This window comes from Thermogemmatispora sp., from assembly GCF_019683755.1.
In the GTDB taxonomy this organism is placed as follows: domain Bacteria; phylum Chloroflexota; class Ktedonobacteria; order Ktedonobacterales; family Ktedonobacteraceae; genus Thermogemmatispora.
In genome coordinates this window covers 1-20,699 of sequence record NZ_JADGHT010000041.1, presented here as the reverse complement: position 1 = coordinate 20,699, position 20,699 = coordinate 1, and the positions used below count along the sequence as shown (strand labels likewise).

At 58.3% G+C, this 20,699-nt stretch carries 14 protein-coding genes; 11 read left to right on the top strand and 3 right to left on the bottom strand.

The window, feature by feature from the left end; all coding sequences use genetic code 11:
- Positions 1 to 201 precede the first annotated feature (201 nt).
- Positions 202 to 999, top strand: coding sequence for a glycosyltransferase (locus IRZ24_RS05020; RefSeq protein WP_297160858.1), 798 nt, complete (start codon positions 202 to 204; stop codon positions 997 to 999).
- A 35-nt stretch (positions 1,000 to 1,034) separates the two neighbouring features.
- On the top strand, positions 1,035 to 4,427 hold the full coding sequence (locus tag IRZ24_RS05015; RefSeq protein ID WP_297160857.1) for a glycosyltransferase: 3,393 nt from the start codon (positions 1,035 to 1,037) through the stop codon (positions 4,425 to 4,427).
- A gap of 25 nt (positions 4,428 to 4,452) precedes the next feature.
- Here the strand turns inward: IRZ24_RS05015 and IRZ24_RS05010 are convergent, their stop codons facing one another.
- Positions 4,453 to 5,193 (bottom strand): MBL fold metallo-hydrolase, encoded by a 741-nt coding sequence (locus IRZ24_RS05010; RefSeq protein ID WP_297160856.1) that lies wholly within the window; start codon positions 5,191 to 5,193, stop codon positions 4,453 to 4,455.
- Between the two features lie 85 nt (positions 5,194 to 5,278).
- On the opposite strand from IRZ24_RS05010, the gene IRZ24_RS05005 reads away from it, so the two are divergent.
- Positions 5,279 to 7,288: a serine/threonine-protein kinase gene (locus IRZ24_RS05005; protein ID WP_297160855.1), complete on the top strand. Its 2,010-nt coding sequence runs from the start codon at positions 5,279 to 5,281 to the stop codon at positions 7,286 to 7,288.
- 159 nt (positions 7,289 to 7,447) lie between these two features.
- Here IRZ24_RS05005 and IRZ24_RS05000 read toward each other — a convergent pair whose 3' ends face one another.
- The gene (locus IRZ24_RS05000; RefSeq protein ID WP_297160854.1) at positions 7,448 to 8,035 is read right to left on the bottom strand and encodes a hypothetical protein; all 588 of its coding nucleotides are present in this window, start codon (positions 8,033 to 8,035) and stop codon (positions 7,448 to 7,450) included.
- Between the two features lie 338 nt (positions 8,036 to 8,373).
- Positions 8,374 to 10,755: a transglycosylase domain-containing protein gene (locus IRZ24_RS04995; protein WP_297160853.1), complete on the bottom strand. Its 2,382-nt coding sequence runs from the start codon at positions 10,753 to 10,755 to the stop codon at positions 8,374 to 8,376.
- Positions 10,756 to 11,020: 265 nt separating this feature from the next.
- On the opposite strand from IRZ24_RS04995, the gene IRZ24_RS04990 reads away from it, so the two are divergent.
- The 8 genes from IRZ24_RS04990 (at position 11,021) to IRZ24_RS04955 (ending at position 20,599) form a co-directional block, all read left to right on the top strand.
- A complete protein-coding gene (locus IRZ24_RS04990) occupies positions 11,021 to 11,725 on the top strand; it encodes a hypothetical protein (RefSeq protein WP_297160852.1) in 705 nt (234 codons plus the stop codon).
- A 64-nt stretch (positions 11,726 to 11,789) separates the two neighbouring features.
- Entirely contained in the window at positions 11,790 to 12,716 is a 927-nt protein-coding gene (gene rsmA / locus IRZ24_RS04985) for a 16S rRNA (adenine(1518)-N(6)/adenine(1519)-N(6))-dimethyltransferase RsmA (RefSeq protein WP_297160851.1), read from the top strand.
- Between the two features lie 246 nt (positions 12,717 to 12,962).
- A complete protein-coding gene (locus IRZ24_RS04980) occupies positions 12,963 to 15,293 on the top strand; it encodes a serine/threonine-protein kinase (protein ID WP_297160850.1) in 2,331 nt (776 codons plus the stop codon).
- A gap of 469 nt (positions 15,294 to 15,762) precedes the next feature.
- The gene (gene accC, locus IRZ24_RS04975; protein ID WP_297160849.1) at positions 15,763 to 17,112 is read left to right on the top strand and encodes an acetyl-CoA carboxylase biotin carboxylase subunit; all 1,350 of its coding nucleotides are present in this window, start codon (positions 15,763 to 15,765) and stop codon (positions 17,110 to 17,112) included.
- The gene (locus IRZ24_RS04970; RefSeq protein ID WP_297160848.1) at positions 17,102 to 17,332 is read left to right on the top strand and encodes a hypothetical protein; all 231 of its coding nucleotides are present in this window, start codon (positions 17,102 to 17,104) and stop codon (positions 17,330 to 17,332) included. The genes accC and IRZ24_RS04970 overlap by 11 nt, the downstream gene beginning before the upstream one ends.
- A gap of 44 nt (positions 17,333 to 17,376) precedes the next feature.
- Positions 17,377 to 18,621, top strand: coding sequence for a beta-ketoacyl-ACP synthase II (fabF, locus tag IRZ24_RS04965; RefSeq protein ID WP_297160847.1), 1,245 nt, complete (start codon positions 17,377 to 17,379; stop codon positions 18,619 to 18,621).
- A 197-nt stretch (positions 18,622 to 18,818) separates the two neighbouring features.
- Positions 18,819 to 19,352: a biotin/lipoyl-containing protein gene (locus IRZ24_RS04960; protein ID WP_297160846.1), complete on the top strand. Its 534-nt coding sequence runs from the start codon at positions 18,819 to 18,821 to the stop codon at positions 19,350 to 19,352.
- 275 nt (positions 19,353 to 19,627) lie between these two features.
- A complete protein-coding gene (locus IRZ24_RS04955) occupies positions 19,628 to 20,599 on the top strand; it encodes a TIGR03621 family F420-dependent LLM class oxidoreductase (RefSeq protein ID WP_297160845.1) in 972 nt (323 codons plus the stop codon).
- The last annotated feature ends 100 nt before the right edge of the window (positions 20,600 to 20,699 follow it).

Here is a 20,699-nt window from a genome sequence, read left to right as displayed (position 1 = left end):
ATCATGGTACAAGTCTTTTGTCTACAAACAAGGCCTCCGCTTTTGAGCCTCGCGACCAGCCACGTTTTGCATGCAAATACATATTAAATTCCTTACCTACATAATAGCTTAAGAAAGGCAAGGAAAGCTTTCCTCTACGGTGTGAAGAAAGACAGCAATAGCACCTGTAGACACATATCTAGAGAAAGGATATCTAGTGCAATGAGTCTATCATCCCTGGCACGAAGTGATAACAAGGATGCGGAGGCGCCGGTCAGAGCACCAATCCTGTCCCAGGCCGGAGCCACTGCTATTCCACGCAGCCTCTCGATCGTGCTCCTGACCCAGAACGACGAAGCGAGCATTGAATTGGTTGTGCGCTCGCTGCTGAGCGGCCTGGAAACTTGGGCCGACGACCTGGAGATCCTGGCTGTCGATCGCGGGAGCCACGATCGCACGGGCATACTGCTCGAACGTCTCGCCGCGGAGGAACCGCGCCTAATTGTCTTGCACCAGCCTGCAAGCTGTAGCTATGGCCGCGTCCTGACCAGCGCTCTGGGTCTGGTCAGCAAAGAGTTTGTGCTGATTACAGAGGCTCAGCCAGGCTTGGATGTAGACCTTCTCAAGCGCAGCTTCACGCTCTTGAGCGACTACGATGCAGTGCTCGGCTTCCGCCAGCGCCAGGGCTGGTCACAGCTGACAACACTGCTCTGGAGCTGGCTACTGCGCTTCGCTTTGGGTCTGCGCGTGCGCGATCTCTACTGTCCCTTTAAGCTCTATCGAGCCGAATTTTTCCGCCAACAGACTCTAGAGATGGGCGGACCGCTCATCAACGCCGAAATGATCTATAAGTTTGTGCGCGCTGGTTACGTTTACACCGAGATCGCGCTTGGCCCAGAGCCAGCGAGCAAACCGTCAAAGACGCCTCTACGGCGCAAGCTAGCTCTCTTCTGGGAGGCGCTCTGTGAGCTAAGCAATTACAGCGGTCGTTGCTATCAGGAAGAGCATGGATGTATTTGAGCAGTATTACTGGAGGAGTGTGGAGGAGAGGATTCATGGCGTCCGGTCTTCTAACAAAGGGATCCCCAGAACTCAGTGAGCTACAATTTCGCAACCGCGTGGCGCGTTATCGGCGCTGGCTAGAGGGCAACGTCAGCCCTGGCGCGGCGCACAGCAGCAGTCGCGAGCTTGCGGAATACCAGCGTGCGGCCAGCCGTCCGATCCTGATTCATGGCAAGGAGGTGACTGTCTTTGCACCTTTCCACCCTGAGCGCGCAGCCATGCACACTTTCAGTCGTCCCCAACTTCTGTTTCTCAGCAGCCTGCTGCTTGCCTGGATCGCTACCCTGATCTGGAAAGGGCCAGCCGTGCTCGTCGTGGTCACGGCCCTGATCACGCTGCTCTACATTGCCCACCTGCTGTTTCAGTTCGCTATTGTAGGCAGCCATCTGCTGACACCGGCCACTGCCAGCGGCGACGAGCGCATCGACGAGCACCTGATCAGCGCCCTCAAGAATGCTGACTGGCCCCACTATACCATTCTTTGCCCGCTGTATCGTGAGGCCTCTGTCGTCGGACAAATGGTGAGCGCTTTGCGCGCCCTGGACTACCCTCGCGATCGCCTCGAGATTCTGCTGTTGACAGAAGAAGATGATCTAGAGACGCGCGCCGCTCTCAAGCAGCAGGCCTTACCAGCCCACTTCCGGGTACTTGTTGTCCCTCGTGGCTATCCCCGGACGAAAGCGCGCGCCTGCAACTACGGCCTCTTGCACGCGCGTGGCGATTATCTGGTGATCTACGATGCCGAGGACATCCCTGATCCGCTGCAACTCAAAAAGGCGGTCCTGACTTTTGCCCAGCATGATCATTCGCTTGCCTGCGTGCAGGCGCGCTTGAATTGCTATAATCCTACTCAAAATCTCCTGACTCGCCTCTTTACCGCTGAGTATTCACTCTGGTTCGACGTGGTGCTGCCGGGCTTACAGCGGCTAGGTCTCCCGCTGCCGCTCGGTGGCACCTCGAACCATTTCCGCGTTTCTGTGCTGCGCGCCGTGGGCGGCTGGGACGCCTTCAACGTAACCGAGGACTGCGATCTTGGCCTTCGCCTCTTCCAGCATGGCTTTAAAACTGTGATTCTTGATTCTACTACCTATGAGGAGGCCAATTCGCGCCTCAGCAATTGGCTACGCCAACGCTCGCGCTGGATCAAGGGCTATATGCAGACCTACCTGGTCTATATGCGCCATCCCCTGGCTTACTTACGCGAGCGCCGTCTACGTGAACTCTGCAGCGTGCAACTGGTGATCGGCGCCAGCGCTGCCAGTCTGCTCGTGAACCCCTTTGTCTGGGCGCTCTCCCTCTTCTACCTCTGCACCGCTGGCCGCTATCAGGCCTTTTATCACCTACTTTTCCCCGGAGCGCTTCTCTACTTGGGCACGTTCTGCCTGGTTTTTGGCAATTTTTTCCACCTCTATCTCAATTTGCTAGCGCTGCTGCGTCGCCGTTATTATGCCCTGGTTCCCTGGGCCTTACTGATGCCTTGCTGCTGGCTACTTGATAGCCTGGCTGCCTATCTGGCGCTCGCCGAGCTATTGATCAGGCCCCATTACTGGCAGAAGACCCTCCATGGCTTCCACTTGCTCAAGCAGCACAAGCCTCTTGAGCAACTCAGCGCTACAGTAGTGCCTCTCACCCCCCAGAGTGGACCAAGCGAGATTGAGGTTGGCCTGACGCCCATCCGCCTGGGTGGCCGTTCCCCCTTCAGGCCACTGCGCCTGGTCTTGACGCCCGAGACGACTGTGCGCCCTCTGCCACGCATTAGGCGCTCACGGCCTCGTGATCTGGGTATGCTAGTGACCTGCCTCTGCGCCTGCCTGAGCAGTATTTCAGCTTGCATCTACTTTTTCCTGCATCAGGAGATTCTTCTCTACGGCGATGCCTACGCTCACCTACGTATTGCACGCAGTGTCTTTGATAGCGCCACGCCCGGTCTGGCTCAGCTTGGTGGCGTCTGGCTCCCGCTGCCTCATGTGCTGATGCTCCCCTTCGTCTGGAATGACTTTCTCTGGCATTCCGGGCTGGCCGGCAGCTTTGTCTCTATGACCTGCTATGTCATCGCTGCCCTCTACCTCTACCGTGGTGGCCTCCGTCTGACACGTGATCGCTGGGCGGCTTTTCTCTGCTCGTTGGTCTTCATGCTCAACCCGAACATCCTCTACCTGCAGTCGACCCCCCTCACGGAGTTGACGCTCATCTGTATGATGACAGTTGCCGGCTACTACTTCCTGAGCTGGGCCCAAGAGAATCGCCCGCGCTACCTGGTTCTGGCTGCAGCCAGCACATTCCTGGCCACACTTTCGCGCTACGAGGGCTGGTCGTTCTTCGTGTGTCTGCTCCTGCTGGTAAGCCTTACCAGCCTGCTCAAGCGGCGTTCCTTCGCCGAGGTCTGCGCCAATACGCTGGTTTTTGCCCTGCTGGGCGGCTTTGGCATTGGCCTCTGGTTGGCCTGGAATCGCATTATCTTCGGGGACACTCTCTTTTTCCTACATGGCCCTTTTTCATCTGAGATGCTGCTCTCTAGCTTCGCTCGGGCCGGTCGCTTCTATACCTATCATAATGTTAGCCTCTCGCTGCTGACCTATCTGCTGCTCTCCGTCAAGACCTTTGGGCCTTTCTTGCTCTTTCTTTCGCTGCTAGCCTTCATCTTTTTCCTGCTACGTCACCGCTTGAGGCCGGAAACACTGGCACTGATCGCCTTCATGGCTCCTCTGGGCTTCTACGTGCTCTCGATCTACAGCGGTCAGGCGCTGATCCTGCTGCCGGAGATCGGGCCGGGTCATGACCCCGGGCGTCTCTACAACGATCGCCACGGGGCGGCGGTCGTGGTACCAGCGGCGCTCTTGCTGGCGACGCTGATGAGTAGCGGACTGCGCCTGCTACGTGGGCGTCTTCATTTGCTAGGGCGCCTCGTCTGCGCGGGGGCCATCTGCGCTCAGGCCTGCTTCATTGCCGCCACTGGCATCGTCACCCTGCAGGACGGCCTCTATGGCAATTCCTGCACAGGGACTCATCCGGTCAGTATCTATCTGGCCAAGCACTACAATGGTGGCCTGATTCTAGAGGATGTCTCTCCCACCAATTTCGACGTTTCGGAGGCTGGCATCAACTTCCGCAATGTGATCTACGATGGCTCGGGACAGCTCTGGCAGCAGGCCTTGCGCAATCCAGGGGCGACCGTCGACTGGATCGTGCTGAATCCGCGGCTGCCCGGCGATCGTGTGGCGCGAGCTTTACCGCCGGACAGTCCCTTGCTGCGTCCTTTCAAGCTGGTGCTGATTGATCCGCGCAGCGGCATGCGTCTGTACTACCACCGCGGGCGCCCTCCTTTGCCAGAGCGCCCGATTCCGTCAGAATTATTGACCGCTCATCGACTCTGCCCGAATGACTGAGGTCTCCCTCCTGATCCCCAGCGCCTCACTCGTCAGGCAGGGGAAAGGTCATCAGATCTCGCCCTACAATGATGCTGCCGCGATAGCCCTCGGCGCGCGCCCGTTCTTGCAAACGGGCCGCGTCGAGCTCGCGATAGAGATGTGAGCAGACCAGCGTCTTCACCTGGGTGGCGGCCGCCAACTGTACGATCTCATCGTCACTGAGGTGGCCAGAGTCGATCACTGCCAGGTCGACGCCTTGCAGGAAGAGGCGCTCTTGCTCGTGAAAGGCAGAGTCGCCGGTGATGGCATAGCGCTGCCCTTGCCAGCTAAAACGAAGACCGTGATTGCCAGCCGGCGGCAGTTCAATGAAATCAAAGCTGTAGGGTCCAATCTGGCATGTTTCTTCTGTGACTTCATGCACTAGAATCTGATAATGAGGCTGACGGAAGCTATGTGGACTGAAAAGACGCATCAGGCCATCGATCAGACGTTGCAGCCCGGGTGGCCCGTAGAGATGAAGGTCCTGTTTGCGTGGCTGCCGCCGCGACCAGGCCCCCGCGTGCATTAGGGGAATAAGGTCAGAGACATGGTCAGGATGAAAATGAGAGATAACTATATGCTCTAGAGCATTGGGATTGAGGCCTACCTCGGCGAGACGCTGGCTGACTCCGCGCCCGCAATCGAAGAGGATCGGTAACCCGGCTAGATTGAGAAGGACACTGGAGGCTCGACGCTCTAGCTCTATCTGACAGGTGCCTGTACCTAGGAGCATGAGATAGCTCATCGCTTGTCTTCCCTCTGCTTGACAGACGGACGTTCTAGATGCTACCATGCAGACAAATCATTGGTAGCATGCAGGACCAGCAAGAATGCAGGGTTCTCCCCCTCTTTATTGTGACATATGCGGAGCGGCTAATCGCCCGCAGGCGCGTTTCTGCTTCGCCTGCGGGCGCCCATTGCAGAATGGTGCTCTGCCAACGCTACCACCCACGCCAGGGCAGGCGCCGACCCTCGCCCCTTCGATCTTACAGGCTGGCAGTGGCCCACATCCCCCTAACACCTTGCTGAGAGGACGCTACCAGATCATTGCCCTCATTGGACAGGGAGGCTTTGGCGCCGTCTACCGCGCTCTTGATCTGGCGCTTGCTAAGCGCACTGTGGCCATTAAGGAGATGCGTCAACAGTCTTTAAGCGCTCAGGAGCAGCAGGAGGCTACCGCCGCCTTCCAGCAAGAAGCCCATCTGTTGGCTGGTTTGCTTCATCCCAATCTACCACGCATCTACGATCATTTCAGCGAGAACGGACGCTGGTACCTGGTTATGGACTTTATCGAAGGGGAAACGCTGGAGGCGCGCCTCAGCCGTCTACCTGATGGTCGGCTCCCTCTCGCTGAGGTTCTTCGCCTGGGTATGCAGCTATGCGATGTGCTGAGCTACCTACACAGCCGCCAACCACCAATCATCTTTCGCGATCTTAAACCGGCGAATATCATGCTGACGAGCGAGGGCCATCTGTATTTAATTGATTTTGGCATCGCACGCCTCTTTAAACCAGGGCAGAGCAAGGACACGACCGCTCTAGGCTCAGCCGGCTATGCCGCCCCGGAGCAGTACGGCCGCGCTCAGTCAACGCCGCAAACCGACATCTATGCCCTCGGGGCTACACTCCATCAACTGATTACAGGTCAGGACCCTTCGCTCTCCCCCTTTACCTTCGCCCCTTTCCCTCAACAGGATGCCAACCATCGCCGACTAGAGGCGCTGGTAATGCGCATGGTCCAGACCGAGGCCAGCCGCCGCCCGGCCAGTATTCAGGAGGTCAAGGCGGAGCTAGAAAGCCTGGCAGCGCAAGGCGTGAGCCTGAGCGCCGGGAGCCGGCCCGCTCTTCTAGCAGCCTCCAGGCTCACGAGCAGAAGTACAGCAGCAGCAACGCTGGCTCAACGAACGCCAACCCCGATCATCACGCGCTGCCTCTACCAAGGCCATCGACGGAACAATGGTATTTACGCCGTGGCCTGGTCCCCCGATGGGCAGTTGATAGCTTCCAGCGGAGCTGATGGTAGTGTACAGATCTGGGAAGCCCTCAGCGGGAGATTGCTGCAACTCTGCCAGGGACATCGCGGCCCCATCTACGGCCTGGCCTGGTCTCCTGATGGCCAATGTCTCGCCTCAGCGGGACGCGACGGCACAGTCCGCCTATGGAGCCTTAGCTCTGGCAAGGAACTTACCAGCTACCAGGGTCATACCTCCTATGTCTATGGGGTAGCCTGGTCCCCCGATGGCCAAGCGCTGGCTTCGGCCAGCGACGATGGCACTGTGCATGTCTGGACCGCCGCCAACCCGGGGGAGAATAGCGTCTATCGCGCCCATCACCATAGCGTCAAAGCCGTCGCCTGGTCCCCAGATGGCCAGCGTCTCGCCTCAGGAGGCGGCGACTGTACGCTGCGCATCTGGCCACGACCAACAACCAGGGGGCGCAGCTTTTTCACTTCCTGGCTGCTGGCAAGGAAACAAGTCAACTGCCATGGTCAGCAGCGACGCATAGACGCTATCGCTTGGTCACGCGATGGACGCTATATCGCCGTGGCCAGAGCCGGTGGTCAGGTTGAGATCTGGGAGAGCCAGCACGGCAAGCTACAGCTCACTTACCACCAGCATAGGGGACCAGTCTATGCCCTAAGCTGGCATCCACGTGGCTTTCTCCTGGCCTCCGGCGGACGCGATGGCCTTCTTCATTGCTGGCAGGCAAGCGACGGGCGGCAACTATTGACCTACGACAGCCGCCAGGGCATCATCTACGCTCTCGCCTGGTCTCCAGATGGGCATTACCTCGCCGGCGGTGGTAAAGATGGAAGTATCTACATCTGGGAGATCAACTAAGGGTGGAGAGAGCAGCTTCCTTTCCAGCCATCCAGCCCCGCGCGGAACTTGCATAGCACAGCTCCAAGGGGTGAGATTCAGGAGAGAAGCAAGAGCGTGTAGACCCCCAATACGAACGCGTCACGGCACCATCAGGCTGACACGAGGCCGCGAGGTAAGCTAGTCCCCCACTGTTGCCCCAACTACGAAGGCATCAACACGCGACGCCTTGCCCCGCCAGTAGGGAACCTTGAACTTGTGTCCCCCGCTGAGAATCGTCACATCTCGCATATGGATGTAGTGATAGACAATTGGTAAACCCTCGGGTCCATACTCCGGTTGATCACGCGGCGGCACCAGCGCTGTATAGTACTTGCGCAGCGCATCCGCAGTATCAGGATCATGCTCGCGATGCGTCTCCTCATTGAGATCAATGTAGAATTGAGCATAGTGAGCAGTACTGACCATCACTCCAAAAATGAGCAGACCATGCATCTGGAGCATCATCTCTATCTCCAGATCGTGCTGTTCTACAAGCTGAATCCACATCTGCAGTGCAACATCTTGCTCACCATACTCCCTGAGCCAAAGCTGCCGACGCTCCATGCGCGTCAGAGGACGGAAACCGCTCTCGAGCGCCTCATTGAGTTCCTGGTCCGTGGCAGAAGCCGATGAGGAAGCAGCGCTTGCATTGTTGTTGTGGGTAGCTGCTGGCTGTGACTGCTGTGGCCCTTGCTTGTTTGCTTCCTGCCCAGCTTCGTTACTCATTGAAACAGAAACCTCCACAATATGCCATGATGCGACCTTCAAGACATTTCTCTGCTCTTCTTCTTAATTATGATACCACGGAGCGCGTGAAGGGACCGATAGGGGGAGAGGAGAAAGAAAAAAGGGCGAGGCAGCAGCGCAGGTCTCTGCCTGGTACGCTGTTCCCTCCTCAGGCAGGAAGCGCTCACCGTTTGGGCCTTGCGTCTTCTGCTCTTCCTTTGCGCCGCTGCCGACCCTGTGCGTGATTTGGCGATTGGTCAGTGCCAGCGAGGAGATCTCCGGCTGGAAAAGCTGCTTAACTTGCTCCCTGGATGCAAGAGGGGCCGACTCGCCTGCCCTCAGGAAGTAGTGGGCATTGTGCCATCGATAAACCAATCGGTGACTGTTGGATCACCCGGGCGAGGCAAGAGACCGGTCAGAGCTGAGACTGTCCCCAGGTGGACATCGGGAGGCCGGATAAAGTCCTCTGGCGGATAGTGATAGCGTTGCGAGGCATATTCCATCACATCATGCCAGATGGGGCCAGCGCCCGTGATACCAATCACGTTATTCATCGCACTATTATCGCTATTGCCAGCCCATACACCAACTGCCAGATAAGGGGTATAGCCAACGGTCCAGTTATCGCGGAATGTCTGGGTGGTACCAGTTTTGGCCGCCGCCGGGCGATCAGTCAGTTCCAACGGATTACCAGGGCCGAACTCGTGATAGCGCGAAGCCTTATCAGAGAGAATGCTGCTGATCAGGAACGAGACATCAGCTCCGAGGGCGCGCACTCCATGCGGATGGGCAGCATCATAGCGATAAAGGGGGTGGCCCAGACTATCGGTGATTTCTAGGATTGCCACCGGCGGGACACGCACCCCTTGGTTAGCGAAGGTTGCATAAGCCCCAGTCAGCTCTAGTAATGAGACCTCCGCCGTCCCCAGGGCGATAGAGGGGAAGAAACACTGTTCTGGAGTGGCCTTCGGCGCATTGTAGTTCTTGCGACAGGCCTGCAGGTCAGCGGTATCGATTGAGGTAATGCCCAGGCGCTTGGCCATATTGAGCACGTTGTCGAAGCCAACATACTCAACTGTTGTTACCGCCGGAATATTGAATGAGTTCGCGATGGCGTTGCGAATGGTCATCGGGAACGTCGTATGAAATTTCTCATCGTAGTTATTCGGCGTATAGTAGCCAGAAGGAGAATTTGAATCTTTCACCGGATAGATCGTGCGATGATCCGGGACAATCATCGCCGGATACCAGCCCATCTCAAAGGCCGCAGCGTAGACAATGGGCTTGAAGGCCGAACCGGGCTGGCGGAGAGCCAGCGCGGAATTATACTGGCCCTGCACCTTGGGGTTCTGATTATTGAAATCGACGCTGCCGTCCATAGCCAGAATCTCGCCCGTTGTTGGACTCATCACTACCACCGCCGCATTATTGACATTATTCGTCTTATATAGCGGCCCCTCATACTGTCCCAGATAGGAATCGTACTGCACCGTATAGAGATGGTCATGTACGATCTGCTCGACTTTCTTCTCCAGCGTCAGATCGAGGGTTGTATAGACATTGTAGCCACCATTGAGGAGGTTCTGGCTGCCGAGCAAAGAAGTGAGCTGATCAACCACATACTGCACAAAGTGGGGGGCCTGAATATGATGGGTCTCACTGTAGGGCTTAAAGACAAACTTCTGGCTCTCAGCCTCAGCAGCAGCCGCTTGCTGGGGCGTGATCATGCCCAGCTCGACCATCGATTGCAGGACCACCTTCTGACGGGCCAGAGCTGCTGGCTTATTGACCGTCGGATCATAGTAGGAAGGGCTTTGCGGCAGGCCAGCCAACAACGAGGCTTGAGCCAGATCAAGCTGAGCCACTGCCGGCTTGCAGCGCGTTGCCGTACACTTCGGCTGCAGATTGAAGTAGTTCTCAGCCGCAGCCTCAGCGCCGTAGTTCAGGTCGCCATAGTAGACCGTGTTGAGGTACATCTCCATGATCTTCCATTTCGGATACTGCTGGGTCAGACCATAGGCTAACACGGCCTCCTCGGCCTTCACTGCCAGCGTGCGAGGCTGATTACTGAACAGCTCATTCTTAATAAGCTGCTGAGTGATCGTGCTGCCGCCCTGAACAACACTCTGACTTTGCAGGTTCGAGAAGACGGCGCGAACAATACCCTGCAGATCAACCCCCGAGTTCTCCCAAAAGGTATGATCCTCGGCGGCCACCGTGGCGTTGATCAACAGAGGTGAGATATCTGTATAACTGACATAAGTGCGACGGCCACGGTTGGCACTATGATCAAATAGCTCATAGAGCAGGGTACCATTGCGGTCATAAATGCGCGTTGTCTGAAAAAGCGCATTATTGTTAGCAATGTTACGCAGCAAAGGTAGCTGCGACTCATAATAGGCATAAACAGCTCCAGCGCTACTGGTAAAGAGGGCGATGCCGAGCAGGGCGGCTACAAGCAGAATCACAGCCCAGCGCGAAGCACGACGCGGATAGAAACGTCGTCGCCAGCGCTTGCGCAGGAGAATGCGATTCGCCCGCCAGCGCCGCAGCGGAGGTGCTCCGCCAGCGCCGCCCGTCGTCAGCAATGGAGCCAGCAACGGTGGCTGTTCTCCAGCTCCCGAACGGCGGCGAGCCGGCAGCCGCAGCCCCGGAACCCTGGGACTCAGCGCTCTGCTGTGTTCAACCCCCCCTGTGCCTTGACTCTCGCGATAATCCATTGCTCCCTTCCTCTTTTTCGGCTTGCAAGCAGATCTAGTGATGGTGAATGCGCCAAGGCCCTCTTCTGTTTATAGAACGATCGATGTGTTTTCGCGTATCATGATAGGTAATTCAAGACCACTCTGCAACCCCTGTAGCCTCTTTGCGTATCCTATGGTAATAGATCGTTCCCGGGAGGAGCTTTGTATCGTTTGTGGCCAGGGTCCAGGAAAAAGAGACCACAGGCAGCCAGGTCGAGTGAGGAGGCAGCCAGGAGCGAGAGCCATGCAACAACAGGAACAAAACTGGCAAAATCAACAACATGGATCAAATAAATCCAAGTACGAAAATGCTCTTGACTTTGAGAGCGAGGCTTCAAACCGTCGTCTTTCGTTCAGGAGCTGGTTGAGTCGCCGGAGCGAGCAAGGCCAGAGTTCGCAGCCGCGCCAGGAGCCATTGCGGGCCTCCAATGAGCCATTGCACGATTACAGCTATCGGCGTGGTTATCCGGCCCAAGACTATCCGACTCGAGAAGAGGAGGAGCAGTTCTCGGTCAGCTCCTCATCGTTTGGGTTCACTGCAGCGACCCCCCTGAATGAGGCTGGGGAAAGCTGGTCGACGGCCGCCTCCGTCCCAGCAGGAAGGCGCATCTATTGGGGTCCAGGTTCGGTGTCGTCAGCCGCGCCGGGGCCTGAGCAGCCACAGGATGCGCCAGCGAGAGCGCATGTCGATCCTGCGTGGTCGCAGCCGCCCTGGTGGGCGCAACCTCAACCCCAGTCTTCGCAGGGCCGCCTCATCGCCTGGATTCTGCTTGCGCTGGCCTTGCTAGCGCTGTTGCCGGGAGGAGTGGGTCTTCTTCTCGGGCTACTAGGAGCGGCCCTCGGGCTAGTCATCGCGGTCTGTGTCATTGGTCTATTCTGTGTGCTGCCATTAGCTATCGGTGGAGTGATCGTCTGGCTGCTAGTGCGTAGTCATCAGCGTGGCTGGTAGCAGCGTTCTGGTCCTGGGCACCGCTAAGGTGCAGGCTGATCGATAGGGAGAAGAGTGGCTAACGATGGGTGAAGAACTTGATCTGACACATCCACGGACCCTGCGTGCCCTGCTTCAGCGGCATGGGATGCGCCCTTTGAAATCCTTTGGACAGCATTTCCTGGTGGACCGCGGTGTGCTGACACGCATCGTGGCGGCGGCAGCGCTGGAGCCGAGCGATAACGTACTAGAGGTGGGGGCCGGCACCGGTGTTCTGACGCGCGAGCTGGCGCGTCGAGCTGGCCGCGTGGTCGCTGTGGAGCTGGAGCGCTCGATGCTACGTCTGTTAGCCGAAACGACCGCTCCTTTTAGCAATATCGAGATCGTGGCCCAAAACTTGCTGACCGTTGATCCGCAGGCACTCTTCGGACACCAACCTTATAAACTGGTAGCCAATCTTCCTTACTATATCACGGCTCCTACTTTTCGCCATTTTCTGGAGAGCGAGCATCCGCCTTCCTTGATCGTTGTAATGATTCAGTATGAGGTCGCACAGCGCATTGTGGCCACGCCCGGTGATTTGAGCCTGCTGGGTATCAGTGTGCAGTTTTTCGGGCGCCCTCAGTTGATCGCCCGGGTGCCAGCGCGGGCGTTTTATCCGCCGCCGCGTGTGGATTCGGCGATCGTGCGGGTCGAGGTTCAGCCCCGTACAGCGCTGACCACCGCTGAACGCGCCTCTTTTTTCCGCCTGGTTCAGGCAGGTTTTGCAGAGCGGCGTAAGCAGCTCCATAATGCGCTGACGCGCGGATTGGGATTACCAGCAGAGACGGTTCACCTCTGGCTGAGGCAGGCCGGTATTGCACCGGAGCGCCGCGCGGAAACGCTGAGCCTTGATGAATGGCTGCAGCTTTGGCGTACCCTGCCTTCGGATGCATCTGGCTTCGCAAAGGAGACCGTCCCGCCTGAGGCGCCTTGCTCTGGCCCTGGTAAGTCGGATCAGAGCAGCGCCTAGTCCTCACTGGATAGAGCGATGCTGCCGATATAGTGGCATTCAGGCGTTCTATTCTATCGCATCAGCCAGGTGCGCTCACATCGGCCCCTGTGACCGAGGCATGTCAATTGTCAGAGCGGGCAGGGCGCTATGCAATGGTAACCTGGCTAGCTGTGCTATGATATAGGATGGGTAAAGAGCGCAGTGCAAGACCCCTGCCCTCCAGTCGGAACCGCGGCAGTTCGAGCCTGAGTGACGGGTTTTTTTATGACAACGCAGGAGCAGGAAATCTTTTGTGATCACTGCGGCATGGCCAATCCTCCAACGGCGCGCTTCTGTCAGTACTGCGCCGCTGCCTTGCCGTTCCAGCATACTACAGGGACCCTTCGTGAGCAAACACTGCTAGCCGGGCGCTATCAGCTGCTGAGTCTGATAGGCCAGGGAGGCATGGGCGCCGTGTATAAGGCTGCCGATACACGTCTTAATAATCGCCCAGTGGCGGTCAAAGAGATGAGCAAAGCCGGCCTCACCCAGGCCCGCATTCAGGAGGCCGAACAGGCTTTTGAACGTGAGGCTAACCTGCTGGCTGAACTGCGCCATCCTAACCTGCCGCGCATCTACGATCACTTTACTGAAAACGATCGCTCCTATCTGGTGATGGACTTTATCGAGGGTGAGTCGTTGGAGGAGTACTTGGCACGCCAGGGGGGTGGCCCTTTGCCAGTAGACCAGGTCTTGAGTTGGGCTGAGCAGCTTTGCGATGTGCTCGGTTATCTCCATAGCCATCAGCCGCCAATTGTCTTCCGCGATCTGAAGCCTTCCAATGTGATGATCGATGGCAGCGGGCGCCTCTACCTGATTGACTTCGGCATCGCACGCCTCTTTAAGCCGGGCCAGTCGCGTGACACTACGGCTCTCGGCTCCCCGGGCTATGCCGCCCCAGAGCAGTATGGCAAGGCCCAATCGACGCCCCGCTCCGATATCTATAGTCTTGGAGCCTTGCTGCACCACCTGCTGACCGGCGTTGACCCTTCCGATCAACCTTTCTTTTTTCGACCCGCCTCCGAGCTGAATCCCGCGGTACCACCTTCCCTGGAGGCCCTTATCCAGCGCATGCTTGAAATGGACCCCGAGAAGCGCCCGGCTAGCACTCAGGAAGTGCTGCAGGAGCTGCGCGCCTGCCGCGAGCCGTCGGACTCCGGCTCCCTAAGCAGCCAGTCCCAGACTACGACGGACACGAGTCGCTTCATCGAACAGGCTCGCCAGCTACGAACCCAGGGACGCCTGACAGAAGCTCTGGAACTCTATGAGCGTGTGCTCGCTCGCGACAGCTCGCAGGCTCTGGCCTGGCAGGGACGGGGCCTGACCTACGGGGCACGCTCCCAGCACCGTGAGGCGTTGGAATCGTTTAATAAGGCTCTTGATCTGAACCCTTCCTTGGTCATCTCCTGGATCGGCAAGGGTACTGCCCTCAATGCGCTCCACCGCTATCAGGAGGCTCTTCGGGCTTTCGAGCGGGCGCTCCAGCTTGATCCGCGCAACGCTACCGCCTGGAATGGGAAAGGGGCCGCACTCGTCGGTCTCCGCCGCGATAGCGAGGCTCTGGCCGCCTTCGAAACCGCCTTACGCTATGATTCACGTATGGCCCGTGCTTGGTACAACAAGGGGCTGCTGCTCAGTCGCCAGGAGCGCTTCCCCGAGGCCCTCGACGCTTTTGAACAGGCCCTGCGCTACGACAATAGGCAGGCCCTGGCCTGGTGTGGTCGCGGGCAAATGCTGCACGAGCTTGGCCAATTACGTGAGGCCCTTGATTCCTTTGAGGAAGCTATCCGCCTGCAGACGGACCTGGTACCAGCCTGGGCCGGGAAAGGAGCCGTGCTCTATGACCTCCAACGCTGGCCCGAGGCTCTCAGCGCCTTCGAAAAGGCCCGCTCCCTTGATCCTCGCTACGCCCCCGCCTGGTATGGCATAGCCCAGATCTACTACGGCCAGCATCGCCTGCGCCAGGCGCTGGATATGCTAGATGAGGCTCTCAAGCATGATCCGGGCTACGTTAAAGCCTGGATACGCCGGGGCGCCATTCTGAGTGAGCAAGGGCGACATGCAGCAGCGCTGGAAAGCTACAATCGAGCTTTGGCTCTGGCTCCCGATCACGCTGGCGCCTGGCAGGGCAAGGCCGCCACTCTCTACGCGCTGGCGCGCTATCCTGAAGCCCTACGCGCCTACGATCAGGCTCTGATGCTGAACCACAATTCTGCCCTCTGCTGGAACGGCAAGGGCAATACTCTCTATCGCCTCGGCTACTATCGTCAGGCTCTTGAAGCCTACGATGAAGCCCTGCGCCGCGATCCTCAGCTAGCTTCCGCCTGGCATAATAAAGCCCTCCTTTGTCAGGAGCTGGGCCGTTATGAAGAGGCGCTGGAGGCAGCCGAACGTGCTATTCAAATCGCGCCCCACGATCCTGACCACTGGGAACGCAAGGCCGAGGTGCTCAAAAAGTTGCGACGGAAACGCGATGCCCGTCTGGCCGAGGCCGAGGCCGCGCGGCTGCGGGGCCAGACCGCAACAGGCTCGCGACTCTCCCCCTGGCCGTTCTGAGGCCTCTCTCCCCGCTAGGGGGCCAGCACCTCGCTCGCCCACCCACTATGACGCGGATTAGTCGTTCCGCCCTTTGCCTTTCACCATGCGCCTTTCCCCGTCTTCTTCAACAGACGACTCTCCGGAGGCCGGTGGCCAGCGTTTTCTGTACTCAGGAGAGAGCAGCAAGTCTGCTACTACTGCAGGCAGGCCCAATCGCTCGTGGCCCTCTGGCTTCCCCGCGCTCAGCTTGCCCAGCAAGCTGGCCAGAGGGACAAACTGGGTTATGTTCGGCTTGGTCTGGGCAGTAGTCGGGCAGACAACCAGGGCCATTGTCAGCAGAGGGAGGCAAGCCTCAGCCCCACTGGCCGGCTTCGGGCGGGCATGGTATAATAACCCATAAATTGCCCCTGCCATTTCAGGCAGTGAATCACTATGAGAGAAAGGACCGTGCAGGACCTCTGCGCTTGTCCTGTCCGCTCGACAGACTATGTTCCGCAAGATCTTGATTGCTAACCGCGGCGAAATCGCCGTGCGGATTATCCGTGCCTGCCGCGAGATGGGTATCCGCACGATTATCGCGCACTCGGAAGCCGATCGCGATTCGCTGCCCGTACGTATGGCGGACGAGCGCATCTGCATTGGACCTGGGCCAAGCAGTAAAAGTTATCTTAATATTCCGAATATTATCAGCGCTGCTCTTATCTCCGGGGCCGAGGCTATTCATCCCGGTTATGGTTTCCTCTCAGAGAATCCCAGCTTTGCCCAGATCTGTGCAGATGTGAATCTGACCTTTATCGGCCCTTCCGCGGCAGCAATGGCGATCATGGGCGATAAGGTCTCAGCCCGCGAAGCCATGGCCGCCGCTGGGTTGCCGATGCTACCGGGCACGCGCGTCCTGCGTACGCTGGCGGAAGCCAGGGAGGCCGCGCACGAGATCGGTTTCCCTCTGATGCTGAAAGCCGCCGCCGGGGGCGGAGGACGCGGTATTCGCCTGGTGAACAGCCCCGACGAGTTTGAACGTGTCTTCACCCTGGCCCAGAACGAGGTCCGTGAAGCTTTCCGCGACGATGGCCTCTATCTAGAACGCTATCTGCCCCGTGCGCGACACATTGAGATACAGGTACTTGTTGATCATCACGGGAACGGTATTCATCTTGGTGAGCGCAACTGCTCGTGTCAGCGCCGCAATCAGAAGGTGCTTGAGGAGTCGCCCAGCCCGCTGTTGCCTCCCGAGCTACGGCAAGAGATTGGTACGAAGGCCGTTCGTGCCGTGCAGCAGATCGGCTACACCAATGCTGGCACGCTCGAGTTTCTGCTTGACGAGCAGAACCGCTACTATTTCATGGAGATGAACACGCGCCTGCAGGTGGAGCACCCGGTCACGGAAATGGTGACCAGTGTTGACCTCGTCAAGGAGCAAATCCGCATTGCCGCCGGCGAGCCACTGCATCTGAAACAGGAGGATATCCAGTTCCGTGGCCACGCCATCGAGTGCCGGATCACAGCCGAAGATGCGGAGGCCGACTTCCGCCCACAGACCGGTGTGGTGGAGAAATATCTGCCGCCCGGCGGCCCTGGCGTGCGCGTCGACAGCCATCTCTACGCCGGCTATTCGGTTCCTCCCCATTACGATTCGTTGCTGGCCAAGTTAATCGTCTGGGCCGAGGACCGCGATGCCGCCATTGCACGTATGCAACGCGCTCTCGATGAGTTCGTGATCGAGGGCTTGCCTACGACGATTCCATTTCACCGGCGCCTGCTCAGGCATCAGGTCTTTATCCGTGGAGAAGCCTACACCCGGTTCCTCCAGGAGGAGGCTGCCTCACTTGGCATCTGACCGGGTTCGTACCAGGTTCGCTCTGGGTCCTCGCTGGGTTCTCAGCGGGCCTCTCCTCGCCGCTTTGGGCTTGCTCTCGGCTGACCGGCTCGCCTCGACGGCTCGCATGACTGGCTCGGTCAGCCTGGTTGACAGCAGCCTGATCGCCAAGCACCACATAGCCAGTCAGGGTCTGGCTGCGGCAGCAGATCAGATGCGGCAGCAGTGCGCTGCCTGCTAGCAGACAGGCGGTTGAGGGAACCCGATTATCGAGGAGGTGACGTAATGAGACGTGTCGTTGTAACCGGTTTAGGTCTGATTACTCCCCTGGGGAACGATGTGGCGTCTTCCTGGGAAGCCCTCTGCCAAGGAAAATCTGGCATCGCCGAAATCGTCGGCTTCGATACCAGCCCCTTCCGCGTCAAATTCGGAGGCCAGATTAAGAATTTCGATCCTTCGGCCTATATGGACCGCAAGGAAATTCGCCGTACTGACCCCTACCAACATATCGCCATTGCCACCGCCAAGCAGGCGCTGGCCCAGGCTCGTCTGGAAATCACTGAGGAGATTGCCGACGATGTGGGAGTTTACATCGGCAGCGGCATTGGCGGCCTGATGACACTCCACGAGCAATTTCGCATTCTCTTTGAGCGGGGCCCGGACCGCATTAGCCCCTTCTTTATCAACATGATGATTATCGATGGTGCACCGGGCATCGTCTCGATCATGACGGGTGCGCGGGGTCCCAACTGGGCCGCTGTTTCGGCCTGTGCGACGAGCGCTCACACGATCGGCGAGGCCTGGGAGACCATTCGCCGTGGCGATGCGAAGGTCATGATTGCTGGCGGCTCCGAGCGTGGCATTACGCCGATCGCGATCGCGGCTTTCGACAACATGCATGCTCTCTCACGGCGCAATGATGATCCCCAGGGCGCCAGTCGTCCCTTTGATGCGACCCGTGACGGCTTTGTGATGGGCGAGGGAGCGGCGGCCCTTATTCTGGAGGATCTGGAGTTCGCCAAGGCGCGTGGGGCGACGATCCTGGCTGAGATGGTCGGCTACGGGGCGACGGGTGACGCCTACCATGTGACCGAGCCGGCTCCCGGCGGTTCCGGCTTGGTGCGCGCGATGCAGATGGCTCTGCGCAAGGCTGGGCTCCGCCCTGAAGATGTCGATTATATCAACGCTCATGGGACCTCGACGCCCTACAATGACCGTACTGAAACTCAGGCCATTAAGACCTGCTTCGGCGAGCACGCCTATCGCCTGGCCATCAGCTCTACGAAATCGATGACTGGTCACACCCTCGGGGCTGCTGGTGCCGTTGAGGCGGTCATCAGCATCATGACCCTGCTCACTGGGATCATCCCGCCGACCATTAATCTCCATCACCCCGATCCCGATTGCGATCTGGACTACGTGCCCAATCAGGCCCGTCAGGCCCAGGTCAAGGTGGCTATGTCTAACTCGATGGGCTTCGGCGGCCATAACGCCTGCCTGATCTTCAAGCGCTATGAGGAGGGCGAGTAGCTGGCTGGCAGAGGAGACGGTGGCCACAGTGGTCACTGCCGCAGCCTGGCTGCCACCTCCTCCCTACTCTGCCACTACCCTAAGCGCGCGCCGGAGCGGATGAGCTGGGCAGACCTCTCCGAACGCAGCCAGGGCGTGAGTGCGCTCTCTTCCGCTCCGCTTCGCTCTATGTCTTTGGTCTACAAGCGAGTGTGACAATGGGCAACAATAAGGAAGAGGATCGAAAAACAGCCTGGATCGAGCGCCTTGAAGAGCTGGTCCATGTGCTTGAGGGCAGCTCAGTGGCCGAGCTGGAGCTGAGCGAAAACGAACTAGAGATTGTCATCCGCCGTCAACCTGGTATGGCGCTGGTGGCCACGCCGACAGTAACTGAGGTTGTGACCTCTCCTGCGACCGCGATGCGCAGCCAGAGCGTGGCTAAACGCTCTCTAGCGGCTGGCCAGGCTAAGGCAGGGGCAGGCAAGGGTGGCAAGGGTCGCGATGAGGAGCGTACCCTCCCAATCGTAGCACCACTTTCAGGAGTCTACTATGCCGCCCCTTCGCCGGACGCACCGCCTTTCGTCTCGGTTGGGGATGTCATTCAGGTCGGCCAGACGGTGGCCCTCATCGAGGCTATGAAGTCCTTTAATGAGGTACCTTCCCCTGTCGCTGGGCGCGTCACCAAGATCCTGGTAGAGAACGGTGCCGTTGTCCAGAAAGACGAGGTACTTATACGTGTTGAGCCGGTCTAGCTCGCGCAGCTAAATCAGTCAATGGGCAAAACTTTGCCCCTGCTCTGGCTTTTGGCCTCTCGCTTACTTTCCGCGAGAAGGCCAATATGTAGCTAGCGAGACGGAGACTCTCCTTTTCAGGGACCTGGCAGACTCCAGCAACGAAGAGAGCAGCTTGTTGCTTATGATCAACAGCTCCACCAGGTCCCTCTTTCTCTCCTTTGAGCACCTCTGATTCTGAACGGGAGAAGGAAAGAGCAAGACCAGCAAAGGAGAGTACAGAGCGAGTCATGCCCATGATGGAAGAAAGACAAGATAGTCATCGAGCCTTGCGCTTTGGCGTTCTTTCACATAATACCTCTTCCGACTTCTCAATCCTGCTTGCACAGGCCCAACGTGCAGAGCAGCTTGGTTATGCAACCTTCTTGCTACCGGACCACATCGGCGATCAATTCGCGACTACTCTGGCTCTGGCCCACATCGCTGCCGCCACCACCAGCCTGCGCGTGGGCAGCTATGTCTTTTCCAATGATTTCCGTCACCCTGTGATGCTAGCGCGTGAGGTGGCCACGCTCGACGTTCTCTCCGGTGGACGCTTTGAGTTAGGCCTGGGGGCCGGCTGGATGGCTAGCGAGTATCAGCAGTGTGGGATTCCCTTTGCCTCACCCGGAGTGCGTATTGAGCGACTCGCGGAGTCGTTACAGATCATCAAAGCACTGCTGGCCGGCGAGCGGCTTTCCTTCAGTGGCCAGCATTACAAGATTGAGGGCCTGGCCCTGGCTCTGCAACCACAGCAGCGTCCCTACCCGCCGATCCTGGTGGGCGGTAGCGGAAAACGCCTGCTCTCGCTGGCAGCACGCGAAGCCAGCATTGTCGGCTTTTCGCCGCGTACCCAGACCATCAGTGTCGCTGGTCACATGAATCAGAGTCTGGATCTACAGGATGCTCTGGCCCCTGCTCTGGCTGAAAAGATCCAGTGGGTACGCCAGGCCGCAGGCCCACGTTTCTCCTCCCTTGAGCTAAATTTGATCGTCCTTGAAGTGATCCGGACAGAGAGCCGACAGCAGGCCCTGGCCGAGGTCGCTACCCGCTATGGCCTCTCAGAGGAGCAGGTTGCTTCTACCCCTTATTTCCTCATTGGGAACACAGAGGAGATTGGTGCGCAACTGCTCCGCTATCGCCAACAGTACCAGATCTCATACTGGGTAGTCTGGGAAGAATATATGGAGGCCCTCGCCCCTGTCGTAGCTCTCCTGCGTGGCCAGTGAGTCATTGGGGATCACATACCCATCCTCTCCTACCAGGTTCTTTCAGGTCATCATTACCTCCTTCACAATGTTCTATAAGATCATACATCTATTACATTTA